The sequence below is a fragment of the Variovorax boronicumulans genome, from assembly GCF_019352895.1.
Lineage (GTDB): Bacteria > Pseudomonadota > Gammaproteobacteria > Burkholderiales > Burkholderiaceae_C > Variovorax > Variovorax boronicumulans_A.
On record NZ_JAAAFX010000009.1, the window covers coordinates 116,043 to 140,093 of the forward strand.

A 24,051-nucleotide genomic window follows, 5' to 3' on the forward strand; every position below is an offset into this window, starting at 1 on the left:
GCAGCCCGGCCCCACGCCTGATATGCCCCTTCCCTACGAACTGCAACTCGGCTGGCGCTACACGCGGGCCGGCCGCGCGACGCGGCGCAACGGCTTCATCTCCTTCATCTCCGGTGTCTCGATGCTCGGCATCGGCCTGGGCGTGGCGGCGCTGATCATCGTGCTGTCGGTGATGAACGGCTTCCAGAAGGAGGTGCGCGACCGCATGCTCGGCGTGGTCTCGCACATCGAGATCTTCTCGCGCGACGGTCAGGCGCTGCAGGACATCGGCCCGATCATGGAAGCGGCCCGCAAGAACCCGCAGGTGATCGGCGTGGCGCCCTTCATCGCGACCCAGGCGCTGATCGCGCGCGGCGAGGACATGAAGGGCGCGCTGGTGCGCGGCATCGAACCCAAGCTCGAGCCCGAGGTGACCGACATCGCGACCACCGCCCAGAAGGGCGCGCTCGACAAGCTGGTGCCGGGCGAGTTCGGCATCGTGCTGGGCGGCGAGCTGGCGCGCTCGCTGTTCGTGCGCACCGGCGACCAGGTCACGCTGGTGGCGCCGGGCGGCCAGGTCACGCCGGCCGGCGTGGTGCCTCGGCTCAAGCAGTTCACCGTGGTCGGCACCTTCGACTCCGGCCACTACGAATACGACTCGGCGTTGGCGATGATCCACGAGCAGGACGCGGCCCGCGTGTTCCGGCTCGAAGGCCCGAGCGGCGTGCGCCTGAAACTCAAGGACCTGAACCAGGCCCGCGAGGTGGCCGACCAGCTGGCCGCGACGCTGCCGGGCAGCTTCCTGATCCGCGACTGGACGCGCCAGAACAAGACCTGGTTCGCCGCGGTGCAGGTCGAGAAACGCATGATGTTCATCATCCTCACGCTGATCGTGGCCGTGGCCGCGTTCAACCTGGTGTCGACCCTGGTCATGACCGTGACCGACAAGCGTGCCGACATCGCGATCCTGCGCACGCTGGGCGCGAGCCCCAAGAGCATCATGGGCATCTTCGTGGTGCAGGGCGCGATGGTGGGCGTGATGGGCACCCTCGGCGGGCTGCTGCTGGGCCTGGGCATCGCCTACAACATCGACGTGATCGTGCCGGCCCTGGAGCAGCTGTTCCACGCCAGCTTCCTGCCCAAGGACATCTACCTGATCAGCCGCATGCCCAGCGACCCGCAGCAGTCGGACATCCTGCCGATCACGCTGATCTCCCTCGCGCTCGCCTTCGTCGCGACGCTGTACCCGAGCTGGCGCGCCAGCCGCGTCAATCCCGCCGAAGCCTTGCGCTATGAATAAGACCCCCACGCTCGGCACTGCCGTGTCCTCGCTGCCCCCGCAGAGCCGCACCGCCGCCAAGGTCGTGCTCAAGGTGCGCGGCCTGACCAAGCGCTTCCAGGAAGGCCGGATCGACCTCACGGTGCTGCACGGCGTCGACCTCGACGTGCATGCGGGCGAGACGCTGGCCATCGTCGGCGCCTCGGGCTCGGGCAAGAGCACGATGCTGCACCTGATGGGCGGCCTCGATGCACCGAGCGCGGGCAGCGTCGAGCTGCACGGCCAGAACATCGCGCACGCCGACGCGGCCGCGCAGGGCCGGCTGCGCAACAAGCACCTGGGCTTCGTCTACCAGTTCCACCATCTGCTGCCGGAGTTCAGCGCGCTCGACAATGTCGGCATGCCGCTGCGCATCCGCCGCGCGCCGCCGGCCGAGACGGTCGAGACCGCGACCCGGATGCTGAGCGCGGTCGGCCTGGGCGAACGGCTGCACCACCGGCCGGCCGAGCTGTCGGGCGGTGAGCGCCAGCGCGTGGCGATCGCGCGCGCGCTGGTCACGCAGCCCGACTGCGTGCTGGCCGACGAACCCACCGGCAACCTCGACCGCGCCACCGCCGACGGCGTGTTCGCGCTGATGATCGAACTCGCCCGCAAGAACGGCACCGCCTTCGTGATGGTCACGCACGACGAGACCCTGGCCGCTCGCTGCGACCGCGTGCTGCGGCTGGTGGCGGGGCGGCTGGCCTGAGCCGGCGGCCCGGCCCCGGTCAGGCCTTGGGCTTGTAGGCCACCGCGTCGATCTCGACCTTGGCATCGACCATGAGGCGCGCCTCGGTGGTCGAGCGCGCCGGGCGGTCGGCACCGAAGTAGCCCATGTAGATGCGGTTGAACGCACCGAAGTCGCGCGCGTCGTGCAGCCAGCAGGTGGTCTTGCAGACGTCGTCGAGCGTCGCACCGGCCAGCGCCAGCACGGTCTTGAGGTTCTCCATCACCTGGCGGGTCTGCGCCTCGATGCCGCCGGCCACGATCTCGCCCTCGGCATTGACCGGCACCTGGCCCGACACATAGATGAAGTCGCCGGCGCGCACGGCCGGGGAAAAGGGGCGGACCTGGCGGTCGGAGGCGTTGGGCGAACCGCCCAGAAATTCGAGAGGCATGAGGGCTCCTGTGGGTGGGTGATTGAAATTCTATTTCAATAAATCACACGGCACATGGGGTAAATACGCGTGATTTGGCACGAACGATGCTTCAGAGTGGGCATATCTGAAAGTGTTTTTCAAAACCACGCCCCACGAAGGAGCTTCTTCATGCCCGCAGTCACTTCCAGGCGCGCCCTGTTCGGCGCCTCCCTGCTTGCCGCGCTCTGCATTGCCGTGCCGGCCCAGGCCCAGGCCCCGCGCAACCACGCCACGCTGGCGATGGTGGCCGAGCCGCAGACGCTCGACCCGATGGCGTCGACCGCCGACCTGGTCGGAACGATCATGCAGCACGTCTACGAGACGCTCTACACCTTCGACGCCAAGTGGAACGTGGTGCCGATGCTGGCCGAATCGATGCCCAAGGTGTCGGCCGACGGCAAGACCTATGCGATCGCCTTGCGCCGCGGCGTGATGCTGCACAGCGGGCGCGAACTCACGGCCGACGACGTGGTGGCCAGCCTGCAGCGCTGGATGGCGCAGTCGCCGCGCGGCAAGGCGCTGGGCAACGTGGTCGACAGCCTGGTGGCCAAGGGCCCGCAGGCGATCGAGATCGTGCTGAAGGAGCCCTATGCGCCGCTGCTGTCGCAGCTCGCGCTGCCCAGCGGCATGGCGGCCATCATGGCGAAGGAGTCGATCGCCTCGCCGCTCAAGGATTTCGTCGGCACCGGCCCCTACAGGTTCAAGGAGCGCAAGCCCGACCAGTACGTGCTGCTCACGCGCTTCGAGCAGTACAGCGCGCGCAAGGAGCCGGCGAACGGCTACGGCGGCAAGCGCGAGGCCCTGATCGAGGAACTGCGCTTCGTGCCCGTGCCCAACGCCAGCACCCGCGTCGAGGGTTCGCTGGCCGGCCAGTACGACTTCGCCGACCTGCTGCCCACCGAGGCCCTGCCGCGGCTGGAGAAGGCCGTGGGCAAGACGGTGCCGGTCATGACGCCGGCCTTCGGCTTCCCCTACCTGGTGTTCAACACCAAGGAAGGCGTGGCCGCCAGCCAGGCCGTGCGCCAGGCGATCCAGGTCGCGCTGGGCGAGGGCGAGATGCTGGCCGCGGGCTTCGGCGACACGCGCTTCTTCGTGGCCGAAGGCAACCACTTTCCCAAGGGCTCGCCCTTCTATTCGACCGCCGGCACCGAGCAGTACAACCAGCGCAACGCGCCCAAGGCCAAGGAGGCCGCCGCCAAGGCCGGCTACAAGGGCGAGCCGATCCGCGTGCTGACCAGCCGCCAGTACGACTTCCACTACAACATGGCGCTGCTGATGGCCGAGCAGCTCAAGCGCGCCGGCTTCAAGGTCGAGCTCAACGTGGTCGACTGGGCCACGCTGGTGCAGCGCCGCAACGACGCCAAGCTGTGGGACATCTACGTCACGCATTCGGGCCAGTTCCCCGAGCCGATGCTTTCGCCGCCGCAACTCGGCGACGGCGCGCCGGGCTGGTGGGACACGCCGGCCAAGAAGGCCGCGCTGCAGGCCTTCAACACCGCCAGCGACCCCGCCAAGCGCGGCGCGCTGTGGGGCAAGGTGCAGGAGGTCGTCTACACCGAGGTGCCCTACGTGAACGTGGGCAAGTTCAACGGGCTGTCGGCGAAGAGCCCGGCGCTCGACAACTACCAGCCGGCCACCTGGCCCTATTTCTGGAACGCGAAGATCAAGTAGGCAGTGCCAGCCATGTTGCGTTTTCTGGCGACCCGCTTCGCGGGCATGCTGGTGGTGCTGGCCATCGTCGCGGTGCTGGTCTTCGTGCTCACGCGCGCGGCGTCCGGCGACCCGGTGTCGGTGCTGCTGGGCGACCAGGCGACCGCGGCCGACATCGCCCGCGTGCAGAAGGAGTACGGCCTCGACAAGCCGCTGCCGGTGCAGTTCGGCTACTGGCTGCGCGAGGTGCTGCAGGGCAACCTGGGCCAGTCGATCTTCCTGCAGCGGCCGGTGGCGCAGGCGCTGCTGGAGCGGGCCGAGCCGACCACGCTGCTGTCGCTGATGGCCGTGGCCATCGCGGCGCTGATCGGGCTGCCCTGCGGCATCGTCTCGGCGGTGCTGCGCGGCAGCTGGATCGACCAGCTCTTCACCGGCGTCGCGATGCTGGGCGCCAGCATCCCGAGCTTCTGGTTCGGCATCGTGCTGATCCAGCTCTTCGCGGTCTCGCTGGGCTGGTTCCCGGTCTCGGGCTACGGCGCGCCGGACGCGGCCTTCGGCGAGCGCCTGCATGCGCTGATGCTGCCGGCCACCGTGCTGGGCGTCCTGAACTCCGCGCTGATCATCCGCTTCACGCGGGCCTCGATGCTCGACGTGCTGGGTGAAGACTACGTGCGCACCGCGCGCTCCAAGGGCCTGTCGGAGACCGTGGTGGTGCTCAAGCATGCGCTGCGCAACGCGCTGGTGCCGATCGTCACGGTGCTGGGCCTCACGGCGGCGCTGATGATCGGCGGCGCGGTGGTGACCGAGACGGTGTTCGGCCTGCCGGGCGTGGGCAGCCTGGTGGTGAACGCGGTGCTGCGGCGCGACTACCCGGTGATCCAGGGCGCGCTGCTGGTGATCGCGGCGATCTACGTGCTCATCAATTTTTCGATCGACCTGCTGTATGCGGTGGTCGATCCGAGGGTGAAGGTATGACCACGCTCCGTCTTCCCCGAATGCTGCGGCAGCTGATGCACCGCCGCATCGTGATGGTCTCGGCGCTGGTGCTGCTGGTGATCGCGGTGCTGGCCATCGGCGCGCCGCTGTTCGCCGGCGCCGACCCCAACGACACGGCGGTGCTCGAGCGCCTGAAGCCGCCCAGCGCCCAGCACCTGCTGGGCACCGACGAGCTGGGTCGCGACATGTACGCGCGCATCGTGCACGGCGCGCGCTATTCGCTGTCGATCGCGGCGCTCACCGCGCTGGGCTCGGTGCTGTTCGGCACGCTGATCGGGCTGGTGGCCGGCTTCTTCCGCCGGCTCGACGCGCCGCTGATGCGCGTGGTCGACGCCATGATGTCCTTCCCCGACATCCTGCTGGCCATCGCGCTGGTGGCGATCCTCGGCGCCTCGCTGGCCAACGTGGTGCTGGCGCTGGTGCTGGTCTACACGCCGCGCGTGGCGCGGGTGGTGCGGGCCTCGACGCTGGTGGTGCGCGAGCTGCTGTTCATCGAGGCGGTGCGTGCGCTGGGTGTGCGTACCTCGCGCATCCTGTGGCGGCATGTGCTGCCCAACCTGCTGTCGCCGATCCTGGTGCAGGTGTCCTTCATCTTCGCCTACGCGATCCTCGCGGAAGCGGGCCTGTCCTTCCTCGGCGTCGGCATGCCGCCAGAAATCCCGACCTGGGGCACGATGGTCGCGGGCAGCCAGCAGTACGCCGATCGCGCCTTCTGGGTCGTGCTGTTCCCGGGGCTGGCGATCATCCTCACGGCGCTCTCGCTGCAGGTGCTGGGCGACGGCGTGCGCGACCTGCTCGACCCCAAACTCAAGAAGGCGGCATGAGCATGACGATCACCCCCCGCCTCACGGTCAACCACCTGAGCACCCGCTTTCCCACCGAGGACGGACTGGTCCGCTCGGTGGCCGACGTGAGCTTCTCGATCCTGCCGGGCCAGACCACGGCGCTGGTCGGCGAGTCGGGCTCGGGCAAGTCGGTCACCAGCCTCACGCTGATGCGTCTGCTGCCCAAGACCGCCAACGCCCAGGTCGACGGCCGCACCGCCTTCGTCACGCGCGAAGGCAAGACCGTCGACCTGCTGGCGCTCGGCGAACGCGAGATGCGCTCGCTGCGCGGCAACCAGCTGTCGATGATCTTCCAGGAGCCGATGACCAGCCTGAACCCGGTGTTCCGCATCGGCGAGCAGATCGCCGAGAGCGTGCGGCTGCACAAGGGCCTGGACCGCAAGGCCGCGCTGGCCCACGCCCTGCGCATGCTCGACCTGGTCGAGATCCCGGCTGCAGCCCAGCGCCTGCACGAGTACCCGCACCAGCTCTCGGGCGGCATGCGGCAGCGCGTGATGATCGCGCTGGCCATGGCCTGCGACCCGACGCTGCTGATCGCGGACGAGCCCACCACCGCGCTCGACGTGACCATCCAGGCGCAGATCCTCGCGCTGATGCGCCGGCTGCAGGCCGAGACCGGCATGAGCATCCTGTTCATCACGCACAACCTCGGCGTGGTCGCGCACCATGCCGACGACGTGGTCGTGATGTACGCGGGCCGGGTGGTCGAGCACGCGCCCGTGCGGCCGCTGTTCGCGCGGCCCGCGCACCCCTACACGCAGGGCCTGCTGGCCTGCCTGCCCGGCAAGGCCGCAGCGGCCGGGCAGCCGCGGCCCAAGCGGCTGTTCGCGATCCGCGGCCAGGTCTCGAGCCCGCTCGCGCCGCCGCCGGGCTGCGCCTTCGAGCCGCGTTGCGACCAGGCGATCGCCCGATGCAGCGCCGCGATGCCGCCGCTGGTCGAGACGCAGCAGGACCGCGAGGCCCGCTGCATCCGCGTGCAGCCGGTGCAAGGCCTGGAGAAGGCCGCATGAGCCGCGCGCTGCCGTCCCTGTCTTGCTCCCTCCCCTTCCGGGGGAGGGCAGGGTTGGGGGCACCGGCCGCTTCCATGGGTGCGACGGCATCCACCGCCCGGCGCCCCCACCCCAACCCTCCCCCAAAGGGGGAGGGCGTCCACACCCCACACCCACGATGACCGCCGCCACCCCTCTCATCGAAGTCCGCGGACTCAAGAAGTACTTCGGCTCGGGCGCGCGCCCGGTGCGCGCGGTCGACGACGTCTCCTTCGCGATCCGTCCCGGCGAGACCCTGGGCCTGGTGGGCGAATCGGGCTCGGGCAAGAGCACCATCGGGCGCACCGTGCTGCGGCTGGTGGAGCGTACCGAGGGCGAGGTCCTCTACCGCGGCGAGGACATCGGGAAGTTCTCCGGCGAGCGCCTGCGCAAGCTGCGCAGCAAGCTGCAGATCATCTTCCAGGACCCGTACGCGAGCCTGAATCCCAAGATGCGCATCGGCGCGATCCTGGGCGAAGCACTGTCCACCCATGGCCTGCACAAGGGCGCCGCGGCACGCGATGCGCGCATCGCCGAACTGCTGGAGACCGTGGGCCTGCGGCCCGAGCATGCGAGCCGTTTCCCGCACGAGTTCTCGGGTGGCCAGCGCCAGCGCATCGGCGTGGCGCGCGCGCTCGCGGTCGAGCCCGAGTTCATCGTGGCCGACGAGCCGCTGTCGGCGCTCGACGTCTCGATCCAGGCCCAGGTGATCAACCTGCTGGCCGACCTGCGCGAGCGGCTGTCGCTGACCATGCTGTTCATCTCGCACGACCTCGACGTGGTCGAGTACCTCTGCGACCGCGTGGTGGTGCTGTACCTGGGCAAGGTGATGGAGGTGGCGAGCACGGCCGAGCTGTTCGCGCGTCCCACGCATCCCTACACCCAGGCGCTGCTGGCCGCGAGCCCCAAGCCCGACCCGCTGCAGCCGACGCAGCATGTCGCGCTCCAGGGCGACATCCCCAGCCCGATCGCGCCGCCCTCGGGCTGCGTGTTCCGCACCCGCTGCCCGCATGCCATCGAGGCCTGCGCGCTCACCGTGCCGCCGCTGGTCGAGATCTCGCCCGGGCATCATCGCGCCTGCCTCCGTACCGATCTGCTGGCGCCCGCCGCCGAAGGACGACTTCCATGACCTCCCACCCAACCGACCCCGACTTCCTCGATCCGCTGCTCGACGGTGGCTACAAGGGCTATCCGCACACGCAGGCGGCGCGGCGGCGCAGCGCCGTCGGCAGCGCCGGCTGGAACCTGCTGGCCGGCGACCTGCCGCTGCCGCTGGCGGTGCTCAAGCGCGAGGCGCTGGAGCACAACGTGGCCTGGATGCAGGCGCGCGTGAACGAGTGGGGCGTGAGCTTCGCGCCGCACGGCAAGGCCACGATGTCGCCGCAGCTGTTCCGGCGCCAGCTCGAGGCCGGCGCCTGGGGCATCACCTTCGCCACCGTCACGCAGCTGGCCGTGGGCGTGGCGGCCGGCGTGCGGCGCGGGCTGATCGCCAACCAGGTGCTGAGCGACGAGGACCTGGGCGGCATCCAGCGGCTGCTGGCTTCGCATCCGGGCCTGCGCATCGTGTTCCTGGTCGACTCGCTTGCGCAGGTCGCGCTGATCGACGACTGGGCGCTGCGCCATCCGGGCGGCGTGCCCTTCGAGGTGATGGTCGAGATCGGCATCGACGGCGCGCGCACCGGTTGCCGCACGCATGCGCAGGCGGTGGCGCTGGCCGCCGCCGTCCGTGCCAGCGCCGCGCTGCGGCTGGTCGGCATCGAGTGCTACGAAGGGCAGGGCGCGACCGGCGACAGCGGCCACGACCGCGCCTACACCGACGCCCTGATGGACCGCATCGACGCCGTCGCGCGCGAAGCCGTCACGCACGGCTGGTTCGAATGCGACGAAGTGCTGGTTTCGGCCGGCGGCTCGGCCATCTACGACATCGTCTCGGCGCGCCTGGCGCCGGCACTCGGCAAGCCGGTGCGCGGCGTGCTGCGCTCGGGCTGCTACATCACGCACGACCATGGCAACTACCAGCGCTACCAGCGCTCGGTCGATGCGCGCCTGGGCTGCGAGGCCGGCGACAGCCTGCGCGCGGCGCTGGAGGTCTGGGCCACGGTGCAGTCGCTGCCCGAGCCGGGCCTGGCGATCGTCGCCATGGGCAAGCGCGATGTGTCCTTCGACCTGTCGATGCCGGTGCCGATCGCACGTGCCGCGCGCGGCGCCACCGCCGCCTCGCCGGTGCCGCCGGGCTGGACCGTGAGCGCGCTCAACGACCAGCACGCCTACCTGCACTGGGAGACCGACGAGCAAGCGCTGGCCCCGGTGGTGGGCGAGCGCATCGGCTTCGGCATCTCGCATCCCTGCACCACCTTCGACAAATGGCACTGGATGCCGGTGGTCGAGAACGACTACCGCGTGAGCGACGCGGTGGTCATGCACTTCTAGCCATGACGAAACCTTCCTGCCCGCGCGCACCGCGCGCGGCTTCTCCCTTCCCCTTCCCCTTGCCGGCGGCCCGGCCCCGGAGCCACTGATGTCACCGTCCCTTCTTCAACGCGTCGCCGAGATCCGCAGCCGCGCACCCGCGACGCGCCGCGCCATCCTCGACCTGATCCTGGAAGACCCGGACCGCGTGCTCGAGGAGAACTTCGAGATGCTGGCCGAGCGCTCGCGCAGCTCGGTGCCGACCATCATGCGCACCTGCCGCGACCTGGGCTTCGCCGGGCTGCGCGAGTTCAAGCTCGCGCTGGCGCAGGAACTCGCGCTCGGCGGCTCGCCGCTGCACCGGCGCGTCAACATCTCGGACGCGGCCGACGAGGTGGTGGCCAAGATCTCGCGCAGCGCCGCGGCCTCGGTCGCGGGCGTGCGCAGCCAGCTCGACATGGCCGTGCTCGACGGCGCGGTGGCCGCGATCGCGGCGGCGCCGCACGTCGACCTGTACGGCGCGGGCGCGACCTCGTGGTTCATGGCCAGCGACCTGCAGGCGCGGCTGTTCCGGCTCGGCCTGTCGGCCAACGCCTGGTCGGACTACCACCTGCAGCAGGTGGCGGGCGCGGCGCAGCGGCCGGGCGGCGTGGTGATCGCCATCTCGCACGTGGGCGGCATGCCCTCGCTGCTCGATGCGGTCGACATCGCCCGCGGGCAGGGCGCGCGCGTGGTCGCGCTCACCCGGCCCGGCACCGCGCTCGCGGCCAAGGCCGACTTCCTGCTGGGGCTGTCGGTGCCCGACGACGCGGTGATGCACGTGGGCATCGACGCCTACCTCACGCACCTGACCGTGATCGAGATCCTCACGGTGCTGGTGGCGCAGCGCCGCGGCGACCCCGCGATGCAGCGCCTGCAGCGCGCGCGCGAGGCTTTCCAGCGCCATGGCATCGATGCCACCACGCACCCGCTGCAAAGCTGGGACGGCGGCGGGCTGACGAGCGGCCCGGCCGCCAGCGACACGCCCGGCACCGGCCACGGGAGCGCGGCATGAGCCGGCCGGTGCTGCTCGCGCACGGCCTGGTGATCGACGGCTCCGGCGGCCCGGCCTGGCCCGGCGACGTGCTGCTGGCCGGCGACCGCATCGTGGCGCTGGGCGAAGGCCTGCGCACCCGCCTGCCCGAAGGCATGGCGCCCGAAGACCTCGAGGTGGTCGACTGCCGCGGCAAGGTCATCGCGCCCGGCTTCATCGACGCCCACACCCACGACGACGCGATCGTGCTGCGCGATCCGTTGTGCCTGCCCAAGGTGTCGCAGGGCATCACCACGGTGGTGACGGGCAACTGCGGCATCTCGCTCGCGCCCTACCGCACGCCGCAGTCGCGCCCGCCGCTCACGCTGCTGGGCGCCGATTCGTTCCGGCACGAGACCATGGCCTCCTACCGCGCGGCGGTCGACGCGGTGCAGCCGGCGCTCAACGTGGCCGCGCTGGTCGGCCACACCACCTTGCGCTTCGCGGCCATGGCCGCGCTGGACCGGCCGGCCGATGCCGACGAGGCCGCGCGCATGGCGGCGTTGCTGGATGCGTGCATGGCCGACGGCGCGCACGGCTTGTCCTCGGGCCTGTTCTACGAAGAGGCCTTCCAGGCGCCGGCCGAGGAGGTGACCGCGCTGGCGCGCATCGTGGCCCGGCATGGCGGCGTGTACGCCACGCACCTGCGCAGCGAGATGGCGACCATCCTCGAGGCCATGCACGAGGCCGGCGACACCGCCTTCAGCGCGGGCGTGCCGCTGGTGCTCTCGCACCACAAGTGCGCCGGCCCGGCCAACTGGGGCCGCACGAAGGAGACGCTGCCGCTGGTCGAGGCGCTGGCGCTGCGTCAGCCGATCGCGATGGACGTCTATCCCTACGTCGCCGGCTCGACGGTGCTGCGCGAGGACCTGGTCGACGGCGTGATCGATGTTCTGCTGACCTGGTCCGACCCGCATCCCGACGTGACCGGGCGGCTGCTGTCCGACGTGGCGGCGGAGTGGGGCGTCGACCAGCAGGAGGCCTGCCGCCGCCTGCAGCCCGGCGGCGCCTGCTACTTCCAGATGAGCGAGGAGGACGTGGAGCGCGTGATCGCCCATCCGCTCACCATGATCGGCAGCGACGGCCTGCCGCACGACCGCCATCCGCACCCGCGCCTGTGGGGCGCGTTCCCGCGCGTGCTGGCGCGCTACTGGCGCGAGCGCCGGCTGTTCACGCTCGAGCAGGCAGTGCACAAGATGACCGGCATGACCGCGCGCAACCTGCGCATCGGCGAGCGCGGCCTGCTGCGCGTGGGCCTGATGGCCGACGTGGTGGTGTTCGACCCCGAGACCGTGCGCGATACCGCCACCTACGACCGGCCGCACGGCGTCAGCGAAGGCATCGACCACGTCTTCGTCAACGGCCAATGCGCCTACCGCGGCGGCGAGGCCCGGGTGCGCGCGCGCGCCGGCCGCATGCTGACCCGCGCGGCGGCCTGAGCCCCCGCGCTCGGGGCCGTGGCGCGTGGCATGCACCCGTCGCGCTGTAATGACATGCACCACGTCGAACCATGGTCCTGCACCCGACTGGCCTCAAAATGCACGGTTTTGAACAAAGTGCACCTTTGAGGAGCGAGATGAAGCACGCGACCGTCCAACAGTTCATGGCCCATGTGGCGCAACGCAACCCCGGCCAGCCGGAATACATCCAGGCGGTGACCGAGGTCATGCAGAGCCTCTGGCCCTTCATCGCTCGCCATCCCAAATACCTGACGCACAGCCTGCTGGAACGCCTGGTCGAGCCGGAACGCATCGTGATGTTCCGCGTGTCCTGGACCGACGACCACGGCGAGGTGCAGGTCAACCGCGGCTACCGCATCCAGCACAGCTTGGCCATCGGCCCCTACAAGGGCGGCCTGCGCTTCCATCCCTCGGTCAACCTGTCGATCCTCAAGTTCCTGGCCTTCGAGCAGACGCTCAAGAACGCGCTGACCACGCTGCCCATGGGCGGCGGCAAGGGCGGCTCCGACTTCGACCCCAAGGGCAAGAGCAACGGCGAGGTGATGCGCTTCTGCCAGGCCTTCGCCAGCGAGCTGTTCCGCCACGTGGGGGCCTACACCGACGTGCCGGCCGGCGACATCGGCGTGGGCGGGCGTGAGGTGGGCTACCTGAGCGGCATGGTCAAGAAGCTCACCAACCGCGCCGACTGCGTGTTCACCGGCAAGGGCCTGTCCTTCGGCGGCTCGCTGATCCGGCCCGAGGCCACGGGCTACGGCAACGTCTACTTCGCGCAGGAGATGCTCAAGCGCCAGGGCCGCAGCTTCGACGGCCTGCGGGTGAGCGTGTCGGGCGCGGGCAACGTGGCGCAGTACACCATCGAGAAGGCCATGGCGCTGGGCGCCAAGGTGGTCACGGTGTCCGACTCCAGCGGCACGGTGATCGACGAGGAGGGCTTCACGACCGAGAAGCTGGCCGAACTCATGGAGGTGAAGAACCACCTCTACGGCCGCGTGAGCGACTACGCCGAGCGCGTGGCCGGCACCCGCTTCGAGGCCGGCGCCACGCCCTGGCACGTGCCGGTCGACGTGGCGCTGCCCAGCGCGACCCAGAACGAACTCGGCGAGGAAGACGCCAAGACGCTGGTCAAGAACGGCGTGGTCTGCGTGGCCGAAGGCGCCAACATGCCCTCGACCATCGAGGCGGTGCATGTGTTCGAGTCGAACGGCGTGCTGTTCGCGCCGGGCAAGGCCAGCAACGCCGGCGGCGTCGCGACCTCGGGCCTGGAGATGAGCCAGAACGCCTCGCGCCTGTCGTGGCCGCGCGAGGAAGTCGATGCGCGCCTGCTGCAGATCATGCAGAGCATCCACGAAGCCTGCCTGCACTACGGCGAAGGCGAGGGCGGGCGCATCAGCTACGTCGACGGCGCCAACGTCGCGGGCTTCGTCAAGGTGGCCGACGCCATGCTGGCGCAGGGCGTGGTCTGACACGACCCGGTTCCGCGCCAGAAGCGGCAAGATCCTTTCCTTTTCTCAATTCCTTGAGAAGCCATGAAAGACCTTGCCGCGCTTCCCGATCCGCTGCGATGGCCCGGCGCTGATCCGGCGCCCCTGCTGCAGCGGCTGCGCCTCGGCCTGCTGGCCTTCGCGCTGCTGCTGTGCGGCGCGGCGCATGCCGCGGACCCGGCCGGCCCGGCGCCGTGGATCGAACTGCGCGCCGGCAGCGTCGTTAGCACTGTCGAGGGCGTGACCGGCAGCGAGGCCGTCACCTTGCCCTACCACTGGGACCGCCGGCACGACGGGCGGCCCGGCAGCGCCCGCTTCGACCTGCCCTTCACCCTGGCGCAGGTGCCCACCGAACCCTGGGGCATGTACATCCCGCGCGCGGGCAGCGCCTTCGAGGTCGGCCTCAATGGCCATCTGCTCCAGACCTTCGGCGACCTGGTCGACGGCGGCGGCGCCGACTATGCCAAGACGCCGGTCTACGTGCCGGTGCCCCCGCACATGCTGCGCGCGGGCGAGAACCAGGTGCAGGTGCGCCTGCGTGCCGACTCCGGACGGCGCGCGGGCCTGGCGCCGATCACGCTGGGGCCGGCGGCGCAGGTGCGCAGCGCCCTGTTTTCGCCGGCCTACGCCTGGCGTTTCACCGGCACGGTGCTGCTGACGGCCTTCAGCATCGTGGTGGGGGCGGTCGCGCTCGCCCTCTGGCTCACGCAGGTCGACATCGGCGCCGACGGCAGCCGGCGCCGCGAGCGCCTCTACCTGTGGGCGGCGCTGGCCGAGTTCTGCTGGGCGCTGCGGGTGGCGGACGGCGCCATCCGCCATCCGCCGCTGCCCTGGGTGGCCTGGGGCGTGCTGATGACGGCCTGCTATTCGGGCTGGGCCGCCTCGGTCGTGATGTTCTGCCAGCAACTGGCCGGCTGGCAGGACCGGCCGGGCATGCAGTGGCTGCGGCGCGCCATGGTGGTGGTGTTCACCATGCCGGTGATCGCCTGCTACGTTGCGCTCACGCGCGCCGAACCGCGCTGGCTCACCGGCTGGCTGGCGCTGGAGATCGTGGCCGTCACGGCCTACGTGCTGTTCTTCGTGGGCGCCACGCTGCGCCGGCCGAACACGGCGCGGGTGCTGGTGGCCTCGGTGGCGGTGCTCACGATCGCGGTGGCGGTGCGCGACTGGGGGGTGATCCGCATGAGCGACGCCTACGGCGAGACCACCTGGGTGCGCTACACCGCGACGCTGTTCGGCCTGGCGCTGCTGGGCATCGTGGTGGGGCGCTTCCGCCAAGCCAGCGTGCAGGCGCGCGAACTGCTGCACACGCTGGCGGCGCGGGTGGCCGACCGCGAACGCGAACTGGCCTCGGCCTACGGCAAGCTCGAGCGGGGCGCGCGCGAGCAGGAGCGCACGCAGGAACGCGAGCGCATCCTGCGCGACATGCACGACGGCGTGGGCTCGCACATCAGCGCCGCGATCCGGCAACTGCAGTCGGGCCAGGCGACGCAGGCCGACCTGCTGCGCACGCTGCGCGATTCGCTCGACCAGCTCAAGCTGTCGATCGATTCGATCCAGCTGCCGCACGGTGACGCCACCGCGCTGCTGGCCGGCCTGCGTTACCGGATGACGCCGCGCTTCGCCAGTTCGGGCATCGCGCTGGAATGGGCGGTGGACGAGCTCGACCTCGTGCCGCGGCTGGATGCGCCGGCCATGCGGCAACTGCAGTTCCTGCTGTTCGAGGCGATCTCGAACGTGCTGCAGCACGCGCAGGCCAGCGTGCTGCGGATCGAGGCGGCGATGCAGGGCGGGGTGGCATGCATCCGGGTGATCGACAACGGCGTCGGCTTCGATGCCGCGCGGCCGCCGCGTGCGCTGCAGGCCCGCGCGCAGGCCCTGGGCGTGCCCTTGCGCATCGAAAGCCGACCTGGGCGCACGGTCGTCCGGATCGATTTCGTGTGAGAGGGGCGCCGGCGCGCCGATAATCGCGGCCCATGTCGGCCGTCTTCCAGCAACCCTCGCTCCTGCGGCGCATCGCACCCATCTTCCAGGGCTTCGACGGCTTTCTCGCGTTCGCGGTGTTCCTGCTGGCCTGCGCCGGCCTGCTCACCATGTATTCGTCGGGCTACGACCACGGCTCGCGCTTCATGGACCACGGCCGCAACATGCTGCTCGCGGGCTTCATCATGTTCGTGGTGGCGCAGGTGCCGCCGCAGCGCCTGATGAGCTTCGCCGTGCCGCTCTATGCGGCGGGCGTGGCGCTGCTGATCGCGGTGGCCATCTTCGGCATCACCAAGAAGGGCGCCAAGCGCTGGATCAACGTGGGCATGGTGATCCAGCCCAGCGAGATCCTCAAGATCGCCACGCCGCTGATGCTGGCCTGGTGGTTCCAGCGGCGCGAGGGCCAGTTGCGGCCGCTCGATTTCGCGGTCGCCACCGTGCTGCTCGCGGTGCCGGTCGGGCTGGTCATGAAGCAGCCCGACCTGGGCACCTCGCTGCTGGTGCTGGCCGCCGGCCTGTCGGTGATCTTCTTCGCCGGCCTGAGCTGGAAGCTGATCGTGCCCCCGGTGCTGATCGCCGCGGTCGCGATCACGCTGATCGTGGGCTTCGAGTCGCAGCTGTGCGCCGACGGCGTCGACTGGCGCGTGCTGCACGACTACCAGAAGCAGCGGGTGTGCACGCTGCTCGACCCGACCAAGGACCCGCTGGGCAAGGGCTTCCACATCATCCAGGGGATGATCGCCATCGGCTCGGGCGGCATCGGCGGCAAGGGCTTCATGCAGGGCACCCAGACGCACCTGGAATTCATCCCCGAGCGCACCACCGACTTCATCTTCGCAGCCTATTCCGAGGAATTCGGCCTGGCGGGCAACCTGGCGCTGATCGGCGCCTTCATCTTCCTGATCTTCCGCGGCCTGGCGATCGCGCTCGACGCGCCCACGCTGTTCTCGCGGTTGCTGGCCGGCGCCGTGACCATGATCTTCTTCACCTACGCCTTCGTGAACATGGGCATGGTCAGCGGCATCCTGCCGGTGGTGGGCGTGCCGCTGCCCTTCATCAGCTACGGCGGCACCGCGATGGTGACGCTGGGCCTGGCGCTGGGCATCCTGATGTCGATTTCGCGCTCGCGGCGGCTGATGCTGTCCTGAGGGCGGGGCCGGCGAAGCCGGGAGGCGAGCAATGGTGTTCGGGGCGAGCAATAATCCCCCATGATCTCCCGCGAACCCACCATCGAGCGCCTCGCCACGGCGCAGCGCCTCCTGCTCACGCCCTTCGGTCTCGACGAGTCGCACCTCGGCAAGGCGCTGGCCGAAATCAAGGCGCACCAGGTCGACGAGGCGGATCTTTACTTCCAGTACACGCGCAGCGAAGGCTGGAGCCTGGAAGAGGGCATCGTGAAGACCGGCAGCTTCAGCATCGACCAGGGCGTGGGCGTGCGTGCCGTGAGCGGCGAGAAGACGGCCTTTGCCTATTCCGACGACATCTCCGAAGCCTCGCTGATGGACGCGGCGCGCACCGTGCGCTCGATCTCCTCGGCCGCGCGCAGCGGGCGCGCCCGGGTGCCGACGCGCAAGATCGCGTCGAGCCGCTCGCTCTACGACGGCATCGACCCGATCTCCACGCTCGACAGCACCGCCAAGGTGAAGCTGCTGGAGAAGGTCGAGCAGCTCGCGCGCAGCCGCGATCCGCGCGTGGCGCAGGTCATGGCCGGCCTGGCCAGCGAGTACGACGTGGTGCTGGTGGCGCGCGCCGACGGCACGCTGGCGGCCGACGTGCGGCCGCTGGTGCGGCTCTCGGTGACCGTGATCGCCGAGCAGAACGGCCGGCGCGAGATCGGCTCGGGCGGCGGCGGTGGCCGCTTCGGCTTGGCCTATTTCGACGACGAGCACATTGCCGAATACGTCGACCAGGCCGTCAAGGCCGCGCTGACCAACCTCGAGGCGCGCCCGGCCCCGGCCGGCGAGATGACCGTGGTGCTCGGCCCGGGCTGGCCCGGCATACTGCTGCACGAAGCCATCGGCCACGGCCTCGAAGGCGACTTCAACCGCAAGGGCTCGAGCGCGTTCTCGGGCCGCATCGGCCAGCGCGTGGCCGCCAAGGGCGTGACCGTGCTCGACGACGGCACCATCGCCGACCGCCGCGGCTCGCTCAACGTCGACGACGAGGGCAACGCCAGCCAGCGCAATGTGCTGATCGAGGACGGCATCCTCAAGGGCTACATCCAGGACGCGATGAACGCGCGCCTGACGGGCGTCAAGCCCACCGGCAACGGTCGGCGCGAGAGCTACGCCCACGTGCCGATGCCGCGCATGACCAACACCTACATGCTGGGGGGCGACAAGGACCCGCAGGAAATCGTCGCGAGCATCAAGAAGGGCCTCTACGCCACCAACTTCGGCGGCGGCCAGGTCGACATCACCAGCGGCAAGTTCGTGTTCTCGGCCAGCGAAGCCTACTGGGTCGAGAACGGCAAGATTCTGTACCCGGTCAAGGGCGCGACCATCGTGGGCAACGGCCCGGACGCGCTGACGCGCGTGAAGCTGATCGGCAACGACATGGCGCTCGACTCCGGCGTCGGCACCTGCGGCAAGGAAGGCCAGAGCGTGCCGGTGGGCGTGGGCCAGCCGACCTTGCGCATCGACGGCCTGACGGTCGGCGGCACGGCCTGACGCGGCAGCGCAACAGCGATCTCCCAAAGCCTGTGCTAGAGTCCTCTCCCATGTCTCTGCGCGCTGCTTTTTATTTTTCGTACTTTTGGTTCCGGATCTCCGGCGGCCTAGAGGCGAGCGCGTAAAGCAAACGTACACCCCCTCCAAAGACCGCCGGCGCTCACGCCCCGGCGGTTTTTTTATGTCCTTTTGTTTTTGATCAGGAGCACACGATGAGTCAGCCCACGGCCCAAGCCAGCGACAGCTGGTATGCGAGCGTCGAGAAAACCAGCCGAACCGACGACGAACGCATCAAGGACATCAACGTGCTCCCGCCCCCAGAACATCTGATCCGCTTCTTCCCGATCCGCGGCACCGCGGTCGAAACGCTGATCTCCGACACCCGCCGCAACATCCACAACATCATGGCCGGCAGCGACGACCGGCTGCTGGTGGTGATGGGGCCCTGCTCGATCCACGACCCGGCCGCCGCGCTCGAATACGCGCGCCGCCTCAAGGTGCAGCGCGACAAGTACGCCGATTCGCTGGAGATCGTGATGCGCGTGTACTTCGAGAAGCCGCGCACGACGGTGGGCTGGAAGGGCCTGATCAACGATCCGTACCTCGACGAGAGCTACCGCATCGACGAAGGCCTGCGCATCGCGCGCCAGCTCTTGATCGACATCAACCGCATCGGCCTGCCCGCGGGCAGCGAGTTCCTCGACGTGATCTCGCCGCAGTACATCGGCGACCTGATCGCCTGGGGCGCGATCGGCGCACGCACCACCGAGAGCCAGGTGCACCGCGAGCTGGCCTCGGGTCTGTCGGCGCCGATCGGCTTCAAGAACGGCACCGACGGCAACATCCGCATCGCCACCGACGCCATCCAGGCGGCGGCGCGCGGCCACCATTTCCTGTCGGTCCACAAGAACGGCCAGGTCGCGATCGTGCAGACCAACGGCAACAAGGACTGCCACGTGATCCTGCGCGGCGGCAAGGCGCCGAACTACGACGCCGCCAGCGTCGCCGCGGCCTGCAAGGACCTCGAGGCCGCCAAGCTGCCGCCCACGCTGATGGTCGACTGCAGCCATGCCAACAGCTCCAAGCAGCACCAGAAGCAGATCGACGTGGCCGGCGACATCGCCGCCCAGATCGCGGGCGGCAGCCGCAGCGTGTTCGGCGTGATGGTCGAGAGCCACCTGCAGGCCGGCGCGCAGAAGTTCACGCCCGGCAAGGACCGGATTTCCGACCTGAGCTACGGCCAGAGCATCACCGACGCCTGCATCGGCTGGGACGATTCGACGGCCGTGCTCGACACGCTGTCGCAGGCGGTCAAGCGCCGCCGCGGTTGAGCTGAAGCAGAAAGAGGCCGCTCAGCGCCCGGCGCGCAGGGCGGCCAGCAGCTTGTCGTGCACGCCGCCGAAGCCGCCGTTGCTCATGCAGACGATGTGATCGCCCGGCTGCGCGGCCGAAGCGACCTGCGTGACCAGCGGCTCGATCGCATCGACCACGCGGGCGCGCTCGCCCATCGGCGCCAGCGCGGCGGCCGCATCCCAGCCCAGGCCACCGCTGTGGCAGAAGGACAGGTCGGCGGCTTCCAGGCTCCACGGCAGCTGCGCCGCCATGGTCCCAAGCTTCATGGTGTTGCTGCGCGGCTCGAACACCGCGAGGATGCGCTCGCCCTGCCGGCCCTGGCCGTCGAGCTGGCGGCGCAGGCCGTCGAGCGTGGTGCGGATCGCGGTCGGATGGTGGGCGAAGTCGTCGTAGACCGTGATCGCGCCGCCTGCGCGTTCCACCGTGCCGCGCAACTCCATGCGGCGGCGCACGTTGTGGAAGCTGCCCAGCGCCGCCGCGGCTTCGGCCGGTTCCACGCCCAGGTGCTGGGCCGCGGCGATGGCTGCCAGTGCATTCATCTGGTTGTGCCGACCCGACAGCGTCCAGGCCACATGGCCGACCTTGCTGCCCTGGTGCAGCACGTCGAAGGCGTCGTGGACGCCCTCGGCCTGCCATTCGGCGCCTTCTCCGAAGCCTGCCACTTCGCTCCAGCAGCCTTGCGCCAGCACGCGCCGCAGGCTGTCCTCGGTGGCATTGACCACAACCCGGCCGCTGGCGGGGACGGTGCGCACCAGATGATGGAACTGCCGCTCGATGGCCGCCAGGTCGTCGAAGATGTCGGCGTGGTCGAACTCGAGGTTGTTCAGGATTGCGGTGCGCGGCCGGTAGTGGACGAACTTGCTGCGCTTGTCGAAAAAGGCCGTGTCGTACTCATCGGCTTCGATCACGAAAGGTGCCCCCACGCTCGGCACCGGCGTGTCCCCGCTGCGGGGGGCGCTCGCTTGCTTGGGGCGGCCCGGCGCTGCGCTCGGGCCGCCTCCCAGTCTTGCCGAGACGCCGAAGTCCAGCGGCACCCCGCCCACCAGAAAACCGGGCGCATGGCCCGTGCGTTCCAGCACCCAGGCCAGCATCGAGGTGGTGGTGGTCTTTCCATGCGTGCCGGCCACCGCCAGCACATGCCGGCCCTGCAGCACGTGCTCGGCCAGCCATTGCGGGCCGCTGGTGTAGGCCGCGCCGGCGTCGAGGATGGCTTCCATCAACGGAAATTTGGCCCCCACGCTCCCCACTGCGTGTGGTTCGCTGCCCCCCAGGGGGGCTGGCCCGCCTTGGGGCGGCCCGGCGGCGGGCCGGGGCGTGCCGTCGGCCAGCCGGGCGCGCGACACCACGTTGCCGACCACGAACACGTCGGGCGCGAGCGCCATCTGGTCGGCACCGAAGCCTTCGATCAATTCGATGCCGAGTGCGCGCAACTGGTCGCTCATCGGGGGATAGACGCCCGCGTCGCAGCCCGTCACGCGGTGGCCGGCTTCGCGCGCCAATGCGGCCACGCCGCCCATGAAGGTGCCGCAGATGCCGAGGATGTGAATATGCATCGGTCGATTCTAGGGATGCTGTCCGGTCTTCTTCTTCGGTTGCTGCAGTGCGGGCAGAATGCCGCCATGGACTCGTCCAAGCGTGAAATTGCCGCCACCGCCGCCCGCCTCGTCGTCGAGGAGGGGATGGAGTACGGCCCGGCCAAGCGCAGAGCCCTGCGCGAGCTGGGCCTGCCCGCGCGCACGGCGCTGCCGCACAACGACGATGTCGAGGCCGAGGTGCGCGACTACATCGCACTCTTCTGCGCCGACACCCAGCCACAGGAGCTGCATGCGCTGCGCCTGCTGGCGCTGGAATGGATGGAACGCATGACCGCGTTTCGTCCGCATCTTGGCGGTGCGGTCTGGCACGGCACGGCCACGCGGCTGTCGGACATCTACATTCAACTCTTCTGCGACGACTGCAAGTCGGCCGAGATCGCCCTGATCGACCACCACGTCGACTACGAACCCCGCATGGTGGCGGGCTTCCATGGCGACCAGGTCGAGGCGCTCAGCGTGCACGCCATGAGCCGGCAGCTCGGCGAGGAGATCGGGGTGCACCTGCTGGTGTACGACCTCGACGACCTGCGCGGGGCGCTCAAGCCCGATGGCCAGGGGCGCACGCCTCGCGGAGACCTCGCCGCGCTGCGGCGATTGATCGAAAAGGACACGTTATGAATTCCACCTCGACCCGGCGTCGATGGCTGGTCAGCGGTGTGGCGGGCGCGGCCGCGGTGGCGGGCATCGGTGCCGCCTGGTGGCGCCATGAAGCCGCCTCGGGCGTGGGCGGCGAGCGCCTGCAGGCCGAGTTCTGGCGTGCGCGATACGAGCGCCCCGAAGGCGGCGAACTCGACTTCGCGGCCTTCAAGGGCAAGCCCCTGCTGCTGAATTTCTGGGCCACCTGGTGCCCGCCCTGCGTCGAAGAATTGCCCATGGTGGATCGCTTCTTTCGTGATCATGCCGCCAACGGATGGCAAGTGGTGGGTTTGGCGATCGACAAGCCCGATGCCGTCCGCAAATTCCTGGTCAAGACGCCGGTCTCCTTTCCCATGGGCATTGCCGGCATGCAGGGCACGGACCTGGTGAGGAGCCTGGGCAATACCGCGGGTGGATTGCCCTTTACCTTGGTCGTCGGGGCCGACGGGAATGTTGCGGCACGTAAAATGGGCCAGTTGTCGCCAGCCGACCTCGAGGCTTGGCAGCGTGCGGAACTTCACAGTTAGAATCCGCCCGCACAGCCGGTAGTTGGCGTACGAACGCCGAAATAAGCCGGTTTTCAGGTAAGTTCAATCCGAATGACCGGCTTAGCCGGCAATGGAGTCCCATGGATCTGCGCAAACTCAAGACACTGATCGACCTGGTGTCTGAATCGAATATTTCCGAACTGGAAATCACCGAAGCCGAAGGCAAGGTCCGTATCGTCAAGGCGGGCGAGGCCGCGCCGGTGCAATACGTTCAAAGCATGGCCGCACCCGCCGCCACTGCAGCCGCTCCGGCGCCGGGCCTCGTGGCCGCTGCGGCACCGGCCGTTGCGGCCGCTGCCGCCGGCCATACCGTGAAGTCGCCGATGGTGGGCACCTTCTACCGCTCGTCCAGCCCCGGCGCCGCCGCCTTCGTCGAGATCGGCAGCCAGGTGAAGGAAGGCCAGACGATCTGCATCATCGAAGCGATGAAGATCCTCAACGAGATCGAGGCCGACAAGTCCGGCACCGTCACGCAGATCCTCGGCGAGAACGGCCAAGCGGTCGAATACGGCCAGCCGCTGTTCATCATCGAGTGACCATGTTCAAGAAGATTCTGGTTGCGAACCGGGGAGAGATCGCCCTCCGGATTCAGCGTGCCTGCAGCGAGCTCGGCATCAAGGCCGTGATGGTCTATTCCGAGGCCGACCGCGAAGCCAAGTACGTCAAGCTGGCGCAGGAGGCCGTGTGCATCGGCCCGGCACCTTCCGCCCTGAGCTACCTCAACATGCCGGCCATCATCTCGGCGGCCGAAGTGACCGATGCCGAGGCGATCCATCCCGGCTACGGCTTCCTGAGCGAGAACGCCAACTTTGCCGAGCGCGTGGAGCAGAGCGGCTTCCAGTTCATCGGGCCGACGCCCGAGAACATCCGCACCATGGGCGACAAGGTCGCGGCCAAGCAGGCCATGATCAAGGCCGGCGTGCCCTGCGTGCCCGGTTCGGAGGGCGAGCTGTCGGACGACGCCGCCACCAACAAGCGCATCGCGCGCGCCATCGGCTACCCGGTCATCATCAAGGCGGCCGGCGGTGGCGGCGGTCGCGGCATGCGCGTGGTCCACACCGAAGCCGCGCTGATCAACGCGATCCAGATGACCAAGGCGGAGGCCGGCGCGGCCTTCAACAATCCGGCCGTGTACATGGAGAAGTTTCTCCAGAACCCGCGCCACGTCGAGATCCAGATCCTCGCGGACAAGCACAAGAACGCGGTCTACCTGGGCGAGCGCGACTGCTCCATGCAGCGGCGCCACCAGAAGGTGATCGAGGAATCGCCCGCACCGGGCATCCCGCGCAAGCTGATCGAGAAGATCGGCGAGCGCTGTGCGGCCGCCTGCAAGCGCATCGGCTACCGCGGCGCCGGCACCTTCGAGTTCCTCTACGAAAATGGCGAGTTCTATTTCATCGAGATGAACACGCGCGTGCAGGTCGAGCATCCGGTGACCGAGTTCACCACCGGCATCGACATCGTGAAGACGCAGATCATGGTGGCGGCCGGCGAGAAGCTGCCGTTCACGCAGCGCCAGATCGAGATGCGCGGGCATTCCATCGAGTGCCGCATCAACGCCGAAGACGCCTACAAGTTCACGCCCTCGCCGGGCCGCATCACGATGTGGCACGCACCGGGCGGTCCGGGTGTGCGCGTCGATTCGCACGTCTACACCAACTACTTCGTGCCGCCGAACTACGACTCGATGATCGGCAAGATCATCGTGCACGGCGACACGCGCGAACAGGCGCTGGCGCGCATGCGCACGGCGCTCAGCGAGACCGTGGTCGAAGGCATCCAGACCAACATCCCGCTGCACCGCGAGCTGATGGTCGACGCCAAGTTCATGGCCGGCGGCACCAACATCCACTACCTCGAAGAGTGGCTTGCGGCGCGAGCCCGGTGATC

Annotated in this window: 21 protein-coding genes; 19 read left to right on the forward strand and 2 right to left on the reverse strand. The window is 69.4% G+C overall.

Annotated features, from left to right (window positions below):
• Positions 1–22: 22 nt before the first annotated feature.
• Positions 23–1,279 (forward strand): lipoprotein-releasing ABC transporter permease subunit, encoded by a 1,257-nt coding sequence (locus tag K0H49_RS19795; protein WP_219216094.1) that lies wholly within the window; start codon positions 23–25, stop codon positions 1,277–1,279.
• Positions 1,272–2,006 carry a lipoprotein-releasing ABC transporter ATP-binding protein LolD gene (gene lolD, locus K0H49_RS19800; protein WP_219216096.1) on the forward strand — a complete coding sequence of 245 codons (735 nt, stop codon included), beginning with the start codon at positions 1,272–1,274 and terminating at the stop codon, positions 2,004–2,006. Before K0H49_RS19795 ends, lolD begins: the two co-directional genes overlap by 8 nt.
• A gap of 19 nt (positions 2,007–2,025) precedes the next feature.
• On the opposite strand, the gene K0H49_RS19805 is transcribed toward lolD, so the two are convergent.
• On the reverse strand, positions 2,026–2,415 hold the full coding sequence (locus K0H49_RS19805; RefSeq protein ID WP_219216098.1) for a RidA family protein: 390 nt from the start codon (positions 2,413–2,415) through the stop codon (positions 2,026–2,028).
• Positions 2,416–2,565: 150 nt separating this feature from the next.
• On the opposite strand from K0H49_RS19805, the gene K0H49_RS19810 reads away from it, so the two are divergent.
• The 13 genes from K0H49_RS19810 to K0H49_RS19870 all read left to right on the forward strand — a co-directional run bounded on the left by K0H49_RS19810 (position 2,566) and on the right by K0H49_RS19870 (position 19,360).
• Positions 2,566–4,107 (forward strand): ABC transporter substrate-binding protein, encoded by a 1,542-nt coding sequence (locus K0H49_RS19810; RefSeq protein WP_219216100.1) that lies wholly within the window; start codon positions 2,566–2,568, stop codon positions 4,105–4,107.
• 12 nt (positions 4,108–4,119) lie between these two features.
• Complete coding sequence (locus tag K0H49_RS19815) at positions 4,120–5,061, forward strand: ABC transporter permease (protein ID WP_219216103.1); 942 nt, start codon at positions 4,120–4,122, stop codon at positions 5,059–5,061.
• Positions 5,058–5,906 (forward strand): ABC transporter permease, encoded by an 849-nt coding sequence (locus K0H49_RS19820; protein ID WP_219216105.1) that lies wholly within the window; start codon positions 5,058–5,060, stop codon positions 5,904–5,906. The genes K0H49_RS19815 and K0H49_RS19820 overlap by 4 nt, the downstream gene beginning before the upstream one ends.
• Positions 5,903–6,937 carry an ABC transporter ATP-binding protein gene (locus tag K0H49_RS19825; RefSeq protein WP_219216106.1) on the forward strand — a complete coding sequence of 345 codons (1,035 nt, stop codon included), beginning with the start codon at positions 5,903–5,905 and terminating at the stop codon, positions 6,935–6,937. Before K0H49_RS19820 ends, K0H49_RS19825 begins: the two co-directional genes overlap by 4 nt.
• 157 nt (positions 6,938–7,094) lie before the next feature.
• Positions 7,095–8,084: an ABC transporter ATP-binding protein gene (locus K0H49_RS19830; protein WP_219216109.1), complete on the forward strand. Its 990-nt coding sequence runs from the start codon at positions 7,095–7,097 to the stop codon at positions 8,082–8,084.
• Positions 8,081–9,385 carry an alanine racemase gene (locus K0H49_RS19835; protein ID WP_219216110.1) on the forward strand — a complete coding sequence of 435 codons (1,305 nt, stop codon included), beginning with the start codon at positions 8,081–8,083 and terminating at the stop codon, positions 9,383–9,385. Before K0H49_RS19830 ends, K0H49_RS19835 begins: the two co-directional genes overlap by 4 nt.
• Positions 9,386–9,473: 88 nt before the next feature.
• The gene (locus tag K0H49_RS19840) at positions 9,474–10,418 is read left to right on the forward strand and encodes a MurR/RpiR family transcriptional regulator (protein WP_219216112.1); all 945 of its coding nucleotides are present in this window, start codon (positions 9,474–9,476) and stop codon (positions 10,416–10,418) included.
• Positions 10,415–11,875, forward strand: a complete 1,461-nt coding sequence (locus K0H49_RS19845) for an N-acyl-D-amino-acid deacylase family protein (protein WP_219216114.1) — start codon at positions 10,415–10,417, stop codon at positions 11,873–11,875. The genes K0H49_RS19840 and K0H49_RS19845 overlap by 4 nt, the downstream gene beginning before the upstream one ends.
• A gap of 137 nt (positions 11,876–12,012) precedes the next feature.
• A complete protein-coding gene (gene gdhA, locus K0H49_RS19850) occupies positions 12,013–13,359 on the forward strand; it encodes an NADP-specific glutamate dehydrogenase (RefSeq protein WP_219216117.1) in 1,347 nt (448 codons plus the stop codon).
• Positions 13,360–13,422: 63 nt separating this feature from the next.
• Positions 13,423–15,321 carry a sensor histidine kinase gene (locus tag K0H49_RS19855; protein ID WP_219216119.1) on the forward strand — a complete coding sequence of 633 codons (1,899 nt, stop codon included), beginning with the start codon at positions 13,423–13,425 and terminating at the stop codon, positions 15,319–15,321.
• A gap of 32 nt (positions 15,322–15,353) precedes the next feature.
• Positions 15,354–16,508: a rod shape-determining protein RodA gene (rodA, locus tag K0H49_RS19860; protein WP_219216121.1), complete on the forward strand. Its 1,155-nt coding sequence runs from the start codon at positions 15,354–15,356 to the stop codon at positions 16,506–16,508.
• 60 nt (positions 16,509–16,568) lie between these two features.
• Positions 16,569–18,029 (forward strand): metalloprotease TldD, encoded by a 1,461-nt coding sequence (gene tldD / locus K0H49_RS19865; protein WP_219216122.1) that lies wholly within the window; start codon positions 16,569–16,571, stop codon positions 18,027–18,029.
• A 212-nt stretch (positions 18,030–18,241) separates the two neighbouring features.
• A complete protein-coding gene (locus tag K0H49_RS19870; protein ID WP_219216125.1) occupies positions 18,242–19,360 on the forward strand; it encodes a 3-deoxy-7-phosphoheptulonate synthase in 1,119 nt (372 codons plus the stop codon).
• 21 nt (positions 19,361–19,381) lie between these two features.
• Here the strand turns inward: K0H49_RS19870 and mpl are convergent, their stop codons facing one another.
• Positions 19,382–20,935 carry a UDP-N-acetylmuramate:L-alanyl-gamma-D-glutamyl-meso-diaminopimelate ligase gene (gene mpl / locus K0H49_RS19875; protein WP_219216127.1) on the reverse strand — a complete coding sequence of 518 codons (1,554 nt, stop codon included), beginning with the start codon at positions 20,933–20,935 and terminating at the stop codon, positions 19,382–19,384.
• 66 nt (positions 20,936–21,001) lie between these two features.
• Here mpl and K0H49_RS19880 point away from each other — a divergent pair, with 66 nt between their 5' ends.
• The 4 genes from K0H49_RS19880 to accC all read left to right on the forward strand — a co-directional run bounded on the left by K0H49_RS19880 (position 21,002) and on the right by accC (position 24,049).
• The gene (locus tag K0H49_RS19880) at positions 21,002–21,595 is read left to right on the forward strand and encodes a hypothetical protein (RefSeq protein WP_219216129.1); all 594 of its coding nucleotides are present in this window, start codon (positions 21,002–21,004) and stop codon (positions 21,593–21,595) included.
• The gene (locus tag K0H49_RS19885) at positions 21,592–22,140 is read left to right on the forward strand and encodes a TlpA family protein disulfide reductase (protein WP_219216131.1); all 549 of its coding nucleotides are present in this window, start codon (positions 21,592–21,594) and stop codon (positions 22,138–22,140) included. The genes K0H49_RS19880 and K0H49_RS19885 overlap by 4 nt, the downstream gene beginning before the upstream one ends.
• Positions 22,141–22,241: 101 nt before the next feature.
• Positions 22,242–22,697 carry an acetyl-CoA carboxylase biotin carboxyl carrier protein gene (gene accB, locus K0H49_RS19890; protein WP_219216134.1) on the forward strand — a complete coding sequence of 152 codons (456 nt, stop codon included), beginning with the start codon at positions 22,242–22,244 and terminating at the stop codon, positions 22,695–22,697.
• 2 nt (positions 22,698–22,699) lie between these two features.
• Positions 22,700–24,049 (forward strand): acetyl-CoA carboxylase biotin carboxylase subunit, encoded by a 1,350-nt coding sequence (gene accC, locus K0H49_RS19895; protein ID WP_219216135.1) that lies wholly within the window; start codon positions 22,700–22,702, stop codon positions 24,047–24,049.
• Positions 24,050–24,051: the final 2 nt, after the last annotated feature.

Bases quoted from the DNA above. Each gene is read 5' to 3' on its own strand.
- K0H49_RS19870 (WP_219216125.1), top strand. From the start codon at position 18,242: ATGAGTCAGCCCACGGCCCAAGCCAGCGACAGCTGGTATGCGAGCGTC.
- mpl (WP_219216127.1), bottom strand. From the start codon at position 20,935: ATGCATATTCACATCCTCGGCATCTGCGGCACCTTCATGGGCGGCGTG.
- accC (WP_219216135.1), top strand. From the start codon at position 22,700: ATGTTCAAGAAGATTCTGGTTGCGAACCGGGGAGAGATCGCCCTCCGG.
- tldD (WP_219216122.1), top strand. From the start codon at position 16,569: ATGATCTCCCGCGAACCCACCATCGAGCGCCTCGCCACGGCGCAGCGC.
- lolD (WP_219216096.1), top strand. From the start codon at position 1,272: ATGAATAAGACCCCCACGCTCGGCACTGCCGTGTCCTCGCTGCCCCCG.
- K0H49_RS19820 (WP_219216105.1), top strand. From the start codon at position 5,058: ATGACCACGCTCCGTCTTCCCCGAATGCTGCGGCAGCTGATGCACCGC.
- K0H49_RS19810 (WP_219216100.1), top strand. From the start codon at position 2,566: ATGCCCGCAGTCACTTCCAGGCGCGCCCTGTTCGGCGCCTCCCTGCTT.
- gdhA (WP_219216117.1), top strand. From the start codon at position 12,013: ATGAAGCACGCGACCGTCCAACAGTTCATGGCCCATGTGGCGCAACGC.
- K0H49_RS19835 (WP_219216110.1), top strand. From the start codon at position 8,081: ATGACCTCCCACCCAACCGACCCCGACTTCCTCGATCCGCTGCTCGAC.
- accB (WP_219216134.1), top strand. From the start codon at position 22,242: ATGGATCTGCGCAAACTCAAGACACTGATCGACCTGGTGTCTGAATCG.
- K0H49_RS19840 (WP_219216112.1), top strand. From the start codon at position 9,474: ATGTCACCGTCCCTTCTTCAACGCGTCGCCGAGATCCGCAGCCGCGCA.
- K0H49_RS19880 (WP_219216129.1), top strand. From the start codon at position 21,002: ATGGACTCGTCCAAGCGTGAAATTGCCGCCACCGCCGCCCGCCTCGTC.
- K0H49_RS19795 (WP_219216094.1), top strand. From the start codon at position 23: ATGCCCCTTCCCTACGAACTGCAACTCGGCTGGCGCTACACGCGGGCC.
- K0H49_RS19855 (WP_219216119.1), top strand. From the start codon at position 13,423: ATGAAAGACCTTGCCGCGCTTCCCGATCCGCTGCGATGGCCCGGCGCT.
- K0H49_RS19825 (WP_219216106.1), top strand. From the start codon at position 5,903: ATGAGCATGACGATCACCCCCCGCCTCACGGTCAACCACCTGAGCACC.
- K0H49_RS19815 (WP_219216103.1), top strand. From the start codon at position 4,120: ATGTTGCGTTTTCTGGCGACCCGCTTCGCGGGCATGCTGGTGGTGCTG.
- K0H49_RS19830 (WP_219216109.1), top strand. From the start codon at position 7,095: ATGACCGCCGCCACCCCTCTCATCGAAGTCCGCGGACTCAAGAAGTAC.
- K0H49_RS19885 (WP_219216131.1), top strand. From the start codon at position 21,592: ATGAATTCCACCTCGACCCGGCGTCGATGGCTGGTCAGCGGTGTGGCG.
- K0H49_RS19845 (WP_219216114.1), top strand. From the start codon at position 10,415: ATGAGCCGGCCGGTGCTGCTCGCGCACGGCCTGGTGATCGACGGCTCC.
- K0H49_RS19805 (WP_219216098.1), bottom strand. From the start codon at position 2,415: ATGCCTCTCGAATTTCTGGGCGGTTCGCCCAACGCCTCCGACCGCCAG.
- rodA (WP_219216121.1), top strand. From the start codon at position 15,354: ATGTCGGCCGTCTTCCAGCAACCCTCGCTCCTGCGGCGCATCGCACCC.